Source organism: Leptospira vanthielii serovar Holland str. Waz Holland = ATCC 700522 (genome assembly GCF_000332455.1).
In the GTDB taxonomy this organism is placed as follows: Bacteria; Spirochaetota; Leptospiria; order Leptospirales; family Leptospiraceae; genus Leptospira_A; species Leptospira_A vanthielii.
On record NZ_AOGY02000077.1, the window covers coordinates 116,335 to 129,435 of the forward strand.

Consider the following 13,101-nt stretch of genomic DNA (forward strand, 5'->3'; position numbering starts at 1 on the left):
ATTTACCTAGAACAATTTCGAAATTTAGCCAATTCTTGGACCAAAGATTGCCGTTCATCCGGGTCTAGATTGTTCCGGTTTTTCCATTGTAGTTCCATTCGTTCGAACGCAGGTCGGAATCGAGGAGAACAATTTTTCGCAAAGTACTGGTAGGCACTCATTCGATCCGTTTCGTTTTCGTTGATTAATTTGTAGAATTCGAAAACAGAATGATTATCATCGCTAGAAAAATTTAGTATAACGTAAGTTTTGTGGCACTCGCTTAATGTTAAGGCAGGTACTTTAGTGTTTTTACAATTTACTGCAATATCAGTTTCTAAAAATGACAACATCTCTTCATAAGTGTAATCGCGAAAAGGTTTCGACAATAGTTTACCTTTTTTAGATCCGTTAGGATCAGTTACATGTTTTGGTTCCTCGACCTGAACAAAATTTGTAACGACCTTGGGTTTTTGATAAGGATTGGTGACAGTCAAATCATAAGTTCCAGATTTTGCATCCGTTGTATCCACTTTTAAATCGATACGTTCAGGTGATTTGACTTCTTTACTTAGGATTGGGAGTGTCTCATTCTTTCTGGTAAGATCCACTTTGGTAGCGTCTAAAAAATGTTCTCCTTCAATAGTAACATTTGATATCGTTTTTTCCACTTTGGATTCTGATTTGGGTAGGAGGATTGGTTTTTCTTCCTCTAACACAACTTTAGGTGGTTCCGAAAGAATGACTTCTAAATCTTTCCATACAGACCAAACTGCTGGTTTTTTAAATATGTTTAGCGGTGCAGTTCTAACTAAATAAACTCCAGAGGGGAGTTCCTCAATGGATTGATAAGGGGTATCAATTTTTTTATCGATAACCACTTTCCCCGTTTTTTCTTTGATTTGGATTTGATACCCACTAGCTCCAGCAATGGGTTTCCAGACGATCAGTTTTGTCCCTTCTTGTGCACCGATTGCAAAAGACGATAAACAAAAGAATAATAAGAATCGTTTCGTATTTAGTTTCATCGTTTCTCTTTGTACAACCTTTTTGGTGAGATAAACTCTATATCAGAAGGTTTTAAAGACTTAAATTGATCTAAAGCCAGAATGAAACTTCCCTTTCTAGATAATAATAAACTGGAATCTTTATAAACGCTAAGATCCCAAGAAAAGGATCCCTCATCTAAGATACTTAAATCCTTTAGGGTGTGTTTGGATTCCTTTGTTGTAATTTTATAAATGGCAGTCTTTTTATCTCCAGTATGTTGGTACAGAACTAAATCATATCGTTCGCCTGTTACTCCTGTTACCTTCCATTGAAACTCCAAACTGGATTTTCCTTTCATTTGTACAACGGTTCCATTCGGAGACATCATTTCCAATTTAGGTTCTAGTTTTTGTGCAGGTTTGTTTTCGTTTGGATCAACTTCCGGTTCTGGGATTTTCTTTTTATCCACTACGGCAAAACTTAGTAAAGCTGACGTTTCCGTTTCTTTACCTTCTTTTGATTTACCAATGATGGTTGCGTAGAAAGTTCCTTTTCCTAATTGGCTCCAATTTGGTACAAGAAAGTTAGAAGCTGTTTCTTCAGAGAAAACTATATTTGCCATTTTGGAATCTTTGGAAATTTTCAATTGATAGGACTTTAATTCTGCATTCCCATCCCAAATTAAAATTGCTTGGTTTTGTTTGATTTCATCCGCTGAAATTTCCGAGTTGGGTGAAGGTCGTAACCATTTCGGGGCTGGTACATTGTTTTGTTTTTTAACTGTAAAGGAAAGGGTTTGGCTTTCTCTATCTTTTGTGTCAGGAAAGGCTGATTTGCCAATTACCTTCCAATAATAGATACCTTCTTTAAAATCATCATAGGAAATTTGGTTAGCAGTAGTTTCTAATTGTTTTATTGGGTTTGTCAGTTTAGGTGAATTGGATACAATCAACTTATATGAGTTAGCCGTGGATAGTTTGGTCCAAGTGAGAGTTACTAAAGGATATGTTTGGACGAAGGGAATCACGGTTCCTTGTTCTGGAGATTCTCCGTGAAAGGATTCTAGTTGTGTTACAAAAAATTTATTGATCTCGCTAAATTCACTACCATTACCAGTTTTGTTTTTGACCTTCAATCTCCAGTAGAATGTACCTTCTTTTAATCTGAAGTCGGCTTGTGTTCCCTCAACTTTTTCATTGATAAATGTCATTTGAAAGTTAGGTGATCTGGAAATTTCTAGAATAGGATCTTCGTATCCTGACTCTACTTTCCACTGAAAGTGGACTGATACATCGTCAGGTTCTGCATAAAATAATTTTTGAGAAGATGGTGCTAGGAGAACAACGGGAATTTTTTTAATTTCAATTCCTGTTTTTTTGAATTCAGCTTTTTTACCTTCATCGACAGCCACGGACTTTCCGTCCTTTTGTTTGACAGTCGTTTTTCCTTTTTCCACAAAAAGACTCAGTTCTCTTTCTTTGGAACGTTCAATTTTGACATTTCCAGAATCTACATTGATTTCGCTTCCGGAACTTGTAATTTTTAACTGACTTTTTTGGGAGTCGTTCTTTTTGACTTCGAGAGATCCTTGAGTAAATTCAAGGTTTGGTTCTTCTCCCGTCAAATCCAAGTTAAACATTGAATTTTCATCGATGTTAATTTCTGTTCCATCTTTTAATCGAATGAGTGCATCCGAAAATGCTTCCGATCGAATTGTGTCTTTATTAGTGAGAGAACTGTTGTTTTCTAGTTTTTCCCAAATCACTTCGTCTTCAAATTTTCTTTGGACAATATTGTTTTTAAAAAAGATGGTTCCAACAACTTCACGATCTCCAATCCCGATTTTGCGATTGATGTCCAAATAAAATAAAATCGTGAATAATACTGCTACGCTTAAGAGGGTGAATAAGACGAGACGGTCGCGTTTGTCTAAATTCATTTTTTCCCCTTTTTCACTACAGTGATTCCAACTAACTTTTGTAGTTCGTTTAGGTTTTTGGGATAATTTGGATCTGTTTTTCTTCCAAGCACGGCATAGACCTTTTGGGCTTTGGATTTCCCTTTTAGTTCAATTTCTCCCATACTCAGTACATGGTAGTCGGATTTGACTTCTTGGTAAGTGGTCTCCGTTATGAGTATGTCTGTGTGGGTTTCTTTATTCAGCGATTCTACTCGGGAAGCAAGGTTAACCGAATCTCCAATCACAGTGTATTCCATTTTATCCGAACTTCCGATTTGTCCTGCAATGACAAAACCCGTATTAATCCCACATCCAATTTGAATGATTGGTTTTTTAACGGTGCCTCTGCCTTTGTTAAACTCAATGAGTTTGTCGCGCATCCTAAGCGCAGCTTCTACTGTTAACTTTGCATGATGTTTAGTATCACGGAGTGCCCCCCAAGTAGCCATAATGGCGTCCCCGATAAATTTATCTACAGTCCCGCCTGTTTCTTGGACACACTTTACCATCTCTGTCATGTATTGGTTTAAAAATTCAACAACCTCTTCTGGTTGTAGTTTTTCTGAAATTGCTGTAAAACTTCGAATGTCTGAGAAAAAGATGGTGCAATATTTTCTTTGTCCACCAAGAGATAGTTTCCCTTTGGCTGCAAGTTCTGCGATGTCTTGGTTGACAAATCGTCCAAAGGAATCTTTTAATTTTTCACGTTCTTCTAAACCACGTCCCATACTCACGAACGATTTAGTAAGAGTTCCAATTTCATCATGAGTGGTAGCATGAAGTTCAATATGATAGTTCCCACGTCTAATTTCTTCCGAAGCATCGACTAATTTAAGTATGGGTGTTGATAGAGATTTAGCAAAAATATAAACAACGATAAAAGAAAGAGCCAATGAAACAATCAATATGTAGACATTTCGTTTCTGAATGTTATTAACTTCTTCAAAGATTTTTGCTTCTCTTACTTGTGAAATAACTCCTACACCACCTAGCCCCAGTTTTTTGAAAGATCCAAGGTAGGAAACACCATCTTTAGATTCATAACGAAACTGCCCATTGTCTACAGTGGATTTTTTCATACGTTCCACAATAGGAAGATCATTGAGATTGATACCCGATAAAACTACTTTTGCATCTGGATGTGCCAACACACTTCCATCTTCACTAACGAGGAAAGTCTCAACTGGACCTGAAGTTTGAAATGCGTCTAACAAACTATCTAGTTTGACCAAAGTTACAAGAATTGTATGTGTATCTTTAGATTCCGAAAGTGGAAAACTGAGACAGAGGATTGGATGACGAAAACGGGGACTTGCATTCCAAATGACAGTTGTACCACCAAAGGATTTTTTTAGTTTTGGTTGGATATTACGAAGTAATTCTTTCACTTCTGATTTTTGATAATCATATTTTTGTAGAAATTCATCATTCAAAGTTTCAAATTTTGGATTTAAGCTCACATCGTAAGCTCCAATCAAAAGAAAGTTTTGATCTTCTTCAAACAACTCTTTGGCGATCGCATTGGCAGAGTTCGGGTTTCTTAGAATGGCAGATGCTGTGATGTGGACATCTTGTTTTATCGAATGTAAGTCCGATTTTACTTTTAAGGAGAGGATCTCGTTAATTTTGATATTATTTTCTTTTACTCGGACCTCACTATCCTTTCTGAAAAAATAGGAAGCAAGAAAGATGATGCCTGACATGGAAACAAGCAATACGACTGAGGTAATGAGAAGGAGTTTGTATCGAATTGGAAACTGCAATTCTCCATGAGGGAGGGAATCCTTGGACAAGAGGGTACGGAGTTTTAGCAATATCGTTTTCATATCATTGGTACTTTTACCAACTTCACAAAAAACGGTGCTAAAAAAAAAGTAAAATTGAAAGGGGAAACTAATTTTTTACTAAGGGCAAGTCAAATCAACGTTATACGTCTGCCGGAAAGGGTAATCTGGGATATTAAATGTAGTCTCCCGTACTACAGTGTCAGGAAATCCGTCCTGTTTCACGAGATCCCCTAAACAAACAGCCTTATAAGTCCCTGGGTTTAGATACTTTATTTTTGCCCCCTGTTTTGCAGGTGTTGCCGCAAGAGGCAAAACGTTTACAAAATCAGATTCTTGTTCTCTAAATATCCCATAGTAGTGTAACAAGGAATTTCCACCGCCCGAGATGGTTAAACTAGACGCAGTTTCAGGATAGATGATCCGAGCCCTTGTCAATAAATTGCCGCCTGCATCACCCTCCCCTTTATGGTCATAAAAAATATCGCTGATCCCCACATAGGTTACAGTTGTCGCACGGCTCGTAACATACGAATGTAACATTAAATTTTCTTTTAAGTTAACTCTCACTTCCAAGATATAGGGGTCAAACCCATCTCGGATCTGCATATCCGATTGAACCGATTGGCTAGCAAGTTGGGTGTAGAGAGCCGGGAACATTTTGGGAACAATTGTACTTTTGGCGGATGTTGAAGTTCCCGCCACGTAGTTGTTACGTGGTACAATATTCAGGCCATTGATAATTGGTCTATTGTCAAATCGACCAGAAACAGGTGCTCCTCCGTCCAGAGCGTATCCAGTCACAAGAGAGCGAAAGTAGATGGCAGCATAGTAATACTCGCGTCCAAACCAGGCCCTACCTGCTGAAAAGGAAGATTCCCAACCTACAGTTTCTGCGGAAGGGTCGTTGGACGGAAATTGTGCTCCGACCCCATTAAAAAAATCAGAGGCTTTTATAATTCCATCACTTTCTGTACAAGTATTATTATCAAATGAGTAAGTGACCGTACAAAATACTTGTCTGTTCGGCGCAATGTAGTCCCAGAATTTATTTGAATCTACTGTATCACGAATTTGAGTGAGGTCATTTAATCCTTTTACGTATTTGCTGGAAATTCGCACTTCCCCAATATCCAAAAAGATGGGTAGGCTTCCTACTTTGGGTTGGTTGACCAAGGTCATGGTGGGATCAAGTCCTGCCCCTTGAGAATCGACATACAAATCCCCGGTTCCATTGTTGAGTTCCGCCCAATCAAGTGGACTATCCGTTGCATAAGTTCCTTTCAACAGTAATAACATTCTGTTGTTAAAGAGTGTGGAAATAACCGGAAGATTTGATTCATCGCCTAAATCTAGTTTAGTTTTACAATCGATAAGAACCAGAACATTGATAAATAAAAACAAAACACGTAGATAGATTGAATTCATTAAAACAAAACTCCTACTGTTAGACCGAAATAGAAAAAATCTACGTTCTGCAAAGTGTAATTGGCCGGGTTTTGTAACCTTGGATCATCATAAGGACTAGAAAGTGGGTATCTGTATTGATTGGGAACACCCATTTGTGTTTCAAAGATCTTATGATAATCCAATCTAACACCAATGCGAATTCTCCGACCAGCAATAAAACTCGCTTCTAACCCGGCATAGGCGGATGGATCCCAACGAGCCGTATCAGCAGGACGAGCGACTACATAAGCGGACCCGCCTCCACCTTTGATAAAAAATTGGATAGGAAGTTCTACTGGAATTTTATAGGCAAGAGCGGCATAGAGTGGGATCGCAGTGAGTGCCCGTTCTGATCTTGATAAAAACACGGCATAAGATCCACCCACTTCTGTATAAAAAATCCAAGGCCAAGGCATTCTCGCATAGAACCCACCTCCAAGTGTAGTTTCTAATACGCGAACAGTGGGAGTTCCTGGCATGGGGTTTGCCGCACCGACCCAGCCCCCGATTTCATACCGGCGTTTGTTGTATTCTTCTAGAGTTTGTGCGGAAAGAAGTCCAGAAAAAAGAGTAATTGCAAGAAAAAGGCTAAGGAAGAGTGATTTTATACAATTCATGAATTTCCGGATAATCTTCGTAATATGCGCGGACAAAATAGAGACCATCCGGCGGGAGCGTGATTCCTGCAGTCGAACGGTTCTTCTCTTCCAAAATGGAGCCGATGGATCTAGATTTCCAACGTCCCTTTCCAATGTCTAGTAAAGTTCCTACCGTAATACGAACCATATTGTGCATAAATCCATTGGCGCGGATTCGGACTTGGATCCAATCTGATGTCAATCGTTCCAAACGAATGTCAAAAATCTTCCTAATGGAGCGTTTGCCCGCCATTGACTTTGCTTTTGTGAGTGATCGAAAGTCTTTTTCCCCAATAAGGTTCGTGAGTTGGTTTTCCACAAAATCCCAATCTACAGGGTGTTTCTCCCAGTAGGCCCTGCCTTCCACAAAGCTACTTTCATATTTGCTGTAATAGATTTTGTAGATATATTCTCGGCCAGTACAACTGAACCGGGAATGGAAGTCGATTGGTACTTCGACAATATTTTTTACCGAAACTCCTCGTTTGGTAAGAGCATTCACGGACACTAGGAATTTGTGGAAGTTGGGAATGGGAAATTCTGTTTTAAAATTACACACCATACCCAAAGCATGAACACCAGTATCTGTTCTACCAGCAACTGACAATCGTGATGCGGGATTTTTCCTTAAGATAATGGAAAGGGCAGATTCAATGGAGGACTGGACCGTAGGAATGTCTTTTTGTTTCTGCCAACCGTAAAAATGAGTACCGTCGTATTCGACGAGAAGTGCGTAGTTGGGCAAACCCTTACTTCTCGCCTCCCATTGCTTCAAGGATGGCATTGTATTCGTCATACAACTCGCGAGTCATTTCCACAATAGGACCTGGTTTTCCTTTAGAAGCCTTTCCTGAACCGTATAATCTTGCTAGAGTTCGTTTGGCGCGTGATAAAAGCAAAACTTGATCTTCTGGTTTGGGAGCCAATTGGTCTTTGAATTTTTTGGTAAGAAATGCGTTGAGATAAATTACACCATCAAATCCCCAGTTGTTATCGGTATCGGGCCCGAGCATTCCCGCAGCCTGGTCTACAGGTTCGTTTCCATTTTGCATGAGCTCTAAGGTATATCCGTAGATAACAGCTGCTTTTTGGTAGAGAAAATCTCTGATTTTATCATATCCAATGTGTGGAAATTCTTCATGCAAATCGGAAAAATACCAAGCACCACGAATGGCACAAACAGCCTTTTTAGGAGTAGGGGAAACACTCGCACCACGGAGTTGGTAACAATCAATCCCAAGTAAGTAAGAAGCAGCACCTAACACAATTTGACGGTCTCCAGTAAAATCAAGGGGACCTAGAATTTTTTCTATATAACTTCTGCGAGAGTCCGTGGCCATGCGGATGGCTTCGTTGTCGGCTGGGTTTAGTGCACTCCAATCTTTGGGAAAAGAAGAGTATAAACAACGCGGACAAACGGACATGACATAATCCAGAGGACTGACACGACCGAATTTTCTATTTTTTTCATATAAACGACGTAAATCTTGTGCCAACTTCCCGGCAATGAGTCTTCCCCCCCCTTGGAACATTTGTTCCTTTTGGTGATTTTCATCACAAATTGGGCAGACTGTGGACTCTTTGGCGCGAAAAGATACTTTTTTGGACTGGGCTGCAGCTAGGGACATAGGAAAAATCTAGGAAAAGGCTCAATTTTAAAATACAATCTGTCAATCCAATATCAGAAATCTCCGATAATACTCACAGGGGCCACCCCGAAATTACTTGTAAGATTCTTCGAAGGAAGGAAAGTACGGAAACGGAATGAACGGCAGAGCAATGAAACAATCCCTTCTTATTCTCATGACGAGTCTCGTGATGCAGACACCTATGTTTGCAGAATCGGTCTCTAGTAAATCATACCACAAACGAATTGAACTTTTGACTTACCTACGTGAGTTAGAACCAATTGTAAAAAATTTCCGTGGTGAAGATCCCGAAGGAAAACCTGCGGAATTAAATGCACCAGAAGGGAAAGAAGGCTTTCGTATGAAGAAATACAACGAAGCCAAACGAATCTACCAAGAAGGTTTGCAATACCACTTCGAAGGTAATTTCCCATCGGCTTACCAACGATTTCTCGAATGCCAATTGGGAATCGAAAAGATAACCGAAGAAATTTCACAACTCTACATCTTACGTGCAGAAGAGATGATGAAAACGGCTATGGAAAGAAAAAATCCAAACAATCCTATGGATAAAGCTCTCCTTGATATTTCCATCGAATATGGAAAAGGTTCTTACTTCCGTCAAGATGTAATGGACATTCCAAGAGAAGCTCCTTATTCACGCCGTATGTACGATCCAAAAGAGGCTCACTATAGTTATAACAAATATGATATTGAGAAAAACTTGGAGTTGGGATACAAACACTTGGGTCTTGCGAAAGAAGCAAGGGCGACTGCTTTAAGAGTAGAAAAGAATTTGGAAAAACACCAAAAACTACAACCATCTCATAGAAAGTATCGTATTGATTTGTATTTTGGTGCCATCAACCTCGGTCGTGATTCGAAAGCAAATGCGATTAATATCTATAAGTTGAAGTATCCGTATGACAACTATTACCTGAACAATTCACAAGCAAAATCAGAGCCATCTAAAGATGAAAATGGTGTCGCTGTGGAAGGCCAACCTGTTAAAGTTGATGGTGTTACTTATGATTTTTCAAAAAATCCTTATGTAAAATATGATCACCGCATCCAAGCCATGTTTGATGTTCGTGTTCCCGAAGACTACCGAGTGGATCATGCTGATGTGAGAGGTCGAGTGTATGATTTGGATTCCAACAATATGGTGTTCATGAAATACGACCAGGAACGTAAAAAAGCATTGAATGTCCCAACAAAACCTGCCGCTGGAGCCACATCCACTCCGCAACAATAAGAAACGTTATCTAACACTGTTTCCAAAGTCTTAAGCCCAAGATTTTTCTTGGGCTTTTTTATTTCCATAGAATGACCTCTTTTGTCTAATTGTTGCTATGGCGAAAATTCCGGTCGTTGACGATCTCATTAAGAAAAATTTACACGGACTCAGCGTCCACTACGGGCGTTTGGTGATGAAAGTTTACTTAAGAATCACTCTTCTTGTTTTTGGAAAAGCAAGTCCCTATTTGATCAGAGGGTTATATCGTTCTTTAACAGGTAACAAAGAAGCCCGTATCAATGAGTTTTTAGAAGGAACCAAAATTTGGGCAGAAGATGTTCTAAAGATTACAAAAACTAAACTCATCGTATTTAACGAAATCAATGTACCCGAAAAAGGCCACATGATATTTCTAAATCATGTGAACGAAATGGATTTTCCTTATGATTGTTATGTGATCCGAAAACCATTTTTGGCAAACCAAGTAATCAAAAAAGCACTCTTTGCTTATTGGTGGATGGTGGCAATGGGTTCACAAGTGTTTGATAATTCTAAAGCCATGTCTGTCGCCATTTCTGTAAAAAACCTAATCGAAGGTTTAAAAACCACTTCGTACATTGTGTACCCAGAAGGAAAAAATACATATTCAGAAGAAATCCTCCCCTTAAAGAAAGGAATGGTGAAAATTGCCTTTGATCAAAAAATTCCAGTTTTTGTTGCTTTGAAATCAGGAGTGACCACTTATCAAAACTACCAAAAAGGAAACGTAGTTGGTTATATGGGTTTGGGTATACATGATCCCACTGATTTTTCTTCTTGGGAAGAGTTCCAAACTTATTTACACAGTTTAATGCAAACCAAAAAACAAGAGTTAGATGTAATGACGGAAGCTGAAAGAATCAAACTTTCTTAGGTTTAGTTCTATCGCGAAAGGGTAATTGATTATTTGAAAGTTCATTTACCCACTGGTGGTTTCCATTTCAATTTTATGGACAAAAGGATTGACAGCTGAAAAATTATATCGATAATTTATTTCTTAAAAAAATGAGGTAATTATGAAAAAGTTGGTTGGTTTGTTCATTGGAATTTTGTTCAGTTCGACTGTTTTCGCAGGAGAAGTTGCTTCTGACTGTACGTTCAAAGGAAAAAAATTAGCGGGTAAGGTTCAGTTTGTTACCAGTTTCCCTGATTTTAAAGTTCAAATTGTAGATAGTTTTCCCGATCTAAAGGTACAAAAGGTAAGTAGTTTTCCTTCCGACTGCGGAAAGTGGCAAGAAGTCAGTTCTTTTCCTGATTTTAAAGTCCAGATAGTGAATAGTTTTCCTGACTTCAAAGTCAAGTATGTAGATTCATTTCCTGGTGTACCGTAGAGAACCTTCTAGCGGATAAAGAGAATTCCGATTCATTAACTCTAGGGATAAGTTAAAGAAGGCCTTTGCTTTCACTGTTTGGTGGAGGCAATTGTTTCGATTTGGAATACAAACTGGGTCTTGTCCGTAAGGTGGGATCATTTGAAAAATAAACTGGGTATCCCCATCCACACTTTGATAGAGTATTTTTTCTTCATCAATCCAACCGCAAGCACTTCCATAAGCAAAGTAAGTACTACCCGACTTCACACCAGTAGCTCTCATATCCTTCCCAAAACCCGCAAAGTAAGTTTCTTTTCCTACCACTCCTAAAATTGTTGGAAGTACATCCAGTTGAGAAGAAATTCTTTCATCTAACTTTGGCTTTATGTATTTGGGGGCATATAATAAAAAAGGAACCATTCGATCTTCATAATAAGACAGATATCTATGATGAGTATGGTCGCCGACAAATACAAATAGTGTGTCTTCGAAGTAATTTCTTTTTTGTATTTCTTTCATAAATGTTTCTAAGGCAGCATCAGAATAATGATAGGTATTGAGATAATCAAAATCGGTGACATTAGAATCATAAATTTCATACTTCGAGTCTGGCACCTTATACGGGTAATGTGTTGTCATGGTGAGTATCGTCATTAAAAAGGGTTTGTTATCTTTTTGGTACAAATCCATTTCTTCTAATGCTTTTGTGTAAAGATGTTCATCATCGTAACCCCAGGCACCAATTTCATACTTTCCGGATTTACGAAAATCCTCTTTCCCGATCAAAGTTTTGAATCCAAAATGAGGGAGGATGGTGGCTAAACTATCGAATTTTAAATCATCTCCCGTAATGAAACTGGTTTGGTATCCCAATCCAGAAAATAGATTTCCAATGGCTGAAAAGTTACTTAGGATTTGTGGTGTACGAATGGCGGTGAGACCGGGTCTATCGGGAACACTGGTAAGAACAGAAAGTAATGCATTACTGGTTCTACCTCCATTTGCATAGAATTTTCGAAAACTATGCCCCTTTTTCGCCAAAGTATTGTAATATGGTGTTACTTCCTTATCCGACCAAATTCCATCGGATACTGGCCAAACATACTTCCCAGTCCAAGATTCTTGGATAACTAAAACCACATTGATTGACTTTCTCCCAGGTATTCCTGTGATTTTTCGAACCAAAGGAAACTCAGGATCACCTATAAATTCAGCACCGGCGTATGAAATTTCTTCCTGAACCACGGCCAACATATCTTTATCTGTCATTTTTAGATGTTTGGGAATGGATTGGCTTTTAAAATCGTTGATGGTTGTGTAAATACCATTTAACGCCAGTTGGTTGATGAGAGCGTCATCTGATATGATTGCTTCACTAGCACGTAAAGGAGATTCTTGTGGCCCACCACGAAGTCCAATAAAGAAAAAGAGGATCCAAAGTATTGTTTTGAATGAACTAGACCGAAAAGATTCTTTTTCGTTTCGTTTTTCTGCGATTTTAAGTTTGGAAAACCAATATCGGATTCCAAAAATATACAAACCAATACAAATCAAAAATAGTAGAATTTTAAAGGGAGCTTCTTCGAAGGCAGAAGAAATCAAAACATCTAAATCACCTAAAAATACAATGGCTTCATATCCAATGTGTTTGTTTGCGTTTTCAAAATATAACAAGTCGGCAAATAAATGGATCAAACAAAATGGATACAGAACCAAAGGTGTGATAAGCCAAAAATATCTATACCACCTAAGCCTAGAGGCTTTGTCCCAAAGGGACAATCCATAAAAGCCAACTAACAGAATAGAAATGGTAACCCAATCAAATCGAAACCCAATTAAAAATGCTTTCAGCAGAATTAAAAATGGGAACTCTTCCAATCGATAGGAGTAAACAATAAAAAATAAAATACGATGTAGGAAGAGAGTGAGAAATCCAAAGGAGATATAGGTTAGGAAAATTCGATCTGAAAACCTAGGGGTGGGGAAATGTTTCACCATAAAAAAAGAATTTGTCATGGAAGAAGACGGTCAATGAAGTTCCGATCTTTCTGTTGATTTATTTTCATGGCTCTTTAGTTTTGATC

11 protein-coding genes are annotated in these 13,101 nt (G+C 38.5%); 3 read left to right on the top strand and 8 right to left on the bottom strand.

Annotation, left to right across the window (positions count from 1 at the left end):
• Window positions 1-2: 2 nt before the first annotated feature.
• The 7 genes from LEP1GSC199_RS19425 to LEP1GSC199_RS19455 form a co-directional block, all read right to left on the bottom strand.
• The gene (locus LEP1GSC199_RS19425) at window positions 3-1,007 is read right to left on the bottom strand and encodes a hypothetical protein (RefSeq protein ID WP_002991075.1); all 1,005 of its coding nucleotides are present in this window, start codon (window positions 1,005-1,007) and stop codon (window positions 3-5) included.
• Window positions 1,004-2,908 carry a FecR domain-containing protein gene (locus LEP1GSC199_RS19430; protein ID WP_002990713.1) on the bottom strand — a complete coding sequence of 635 codons (1,905 nt, stop codon included), beginning with the start codon at window positions 2,906-2,908 and terminating at the stop codon, window positions 1,004-1,006. The genes LEP1GSC199_RS19425 and LEP1GSC199_RS19430 overlap by 4 nt, the downstream gene beginning before the upstream one ends.
• Window positions 2,905-4,755: an adenylate/guanylate cyclase domain-containing protein gene (locus LEP1GSC199_RS19435; protein WP_002990584.1), complete on the bottom strand. Its 1,851-nt coding sequence runs from the start codon at window positions 4,753-4,755 to the stop codon at window positions 2,905-2,907. The genes LEP1GSC199_RS19430 and LEP1GSC199_RS19435 overlap by 4 nt, the downstream gene beginning before the upstream one ends.
• A 78-nt stretch (window positions 4,756-4,833) precedes the next feature.
• Complete coding sequence (locus LEP1GSC199_RS19440; RefSeq protein ID WP_002990952.1) at window positions 4,834-6,141, bottom strand: LIC11270 family surface protein; 1,308 nt, start codon at window positions 6,139-6,141, stop codon at window positions 4,834-4,836.
• The gene (locus LEP1GSC199_RS19445; RefSeq protein ID WP_002991054.1) at window positions 6,141-6,779 is read right to left on the bottom strand and encodes a hypothetical protein; all 639 of its coding nucleotides are present in this window, start codon (window positions 6,777-6,779) and stop codon (window positions 6,141-6,143) included. Before LEP1GSC199_RS19445 ends, LEP1GSC199_RS19440 begins: the two co-directional genes overlap by 1 nt.
• The gene (gene truA / locus LEP1GSC199_RS19450; RefSeq protein ID WP_002990761.1) at window positions 6,751-7,545 is read right to left on the bottom strand and encodes a tRNA pseudouridine(38-40) synthase TruA; all 795 of its coding nucleotides are present in this window, start codon (window positions 7,543-7,545) and stop codon (window positions 6,751-6,753) included. Before truA ends, LEP1GSC199_RS19445 begins: the two co-directional genes overlap by 29 nt.
• 4 nt (window positions 7,546-7,549) lie before the next feature.
• A complete protein-coding gene (locus tag LEP1GSC199_RS19455; protein ID WP_002990688.1) occupies window positions 7,550-8,428 on the bottom strand; it encodes a DUF2225 domain-containing protein in 879 nt (292 codons plus the stop codon).
• A gap of 151 nt (window positions 8,429-8,579) precedes the next feature.
• Here LEP1GSC199_RS19455 and LEP1GSC199_RS19460 point away from each other — a divergent pair, with 151 nt between their 5' ends.
• From LEP1GSC199_RS19460 to LEP1GSC199_RS19470, 3 genes are all read left to right on the top strand, one after another.
• Window positions 8,580-9,683, top strand: coding sequence for an LIC11274 family protein (locus tag LEP1GSC199_RS19460; protein ID WP_039927490.1), 1,104 nt, complete (start codon window positions 8,580-8,582; stop codon window positions 9,681-9,683).
• A 175-nt stretch (window positions 9,684-9,858) separates the two neighbouring features.
• Window positions 9,859-10,578 carry a lysophospholipid acyltransferase family protein gene (locus LEP1GSC199_RS19465; protein WP_002990906.1) on the top strand — a complete coding sequence of 240 codons (720 nt, stop codon included), beginning with the start codon at window positions 9,859-9,861 and terminating at the stop codon, window positions 10,576-10,578.
• Between the two features lie 142 nt (window positions 10,579-10,720).
• The gene (locus tag LEP1GSC199_RS19470) at window positions 10,721-11,035 is read left to right on the top strand and encodes a hypothetical protein (RefSeq protein WP_002991106.1); all 315 of its coding nucleotides are present in this window, start codon (window positions 10,721-10,723) and stop codon (window positions 11,033-11,035) included.
• On the opposite strand, the gene LEP1GSC199_RS19475 is transcribed toward LEP1GSC199_RS19470, so the two are convergent.
• Window positions 11,015-13,015 carry an LTA synthase family protein gene (locus LEP1GSC199_RS19475; RefSeq protein WP_039927537.1) on the bottom strand — a complete coding sequence of 667 codons (2,001 nt, stop codon included), beginning with the start codon at window positions 13,013-13,015 and terminating at the stop codon, window positions 11,015-11,017. The two genes, LEP1GSC199_RS19470 and LEP1GSC199_RS19475, sit on opposite strands and share 21 nt — an antisense overlap.
• Between the last annotated feature and the right edge of the window lie 86 nt (window positions 13,016-13,101).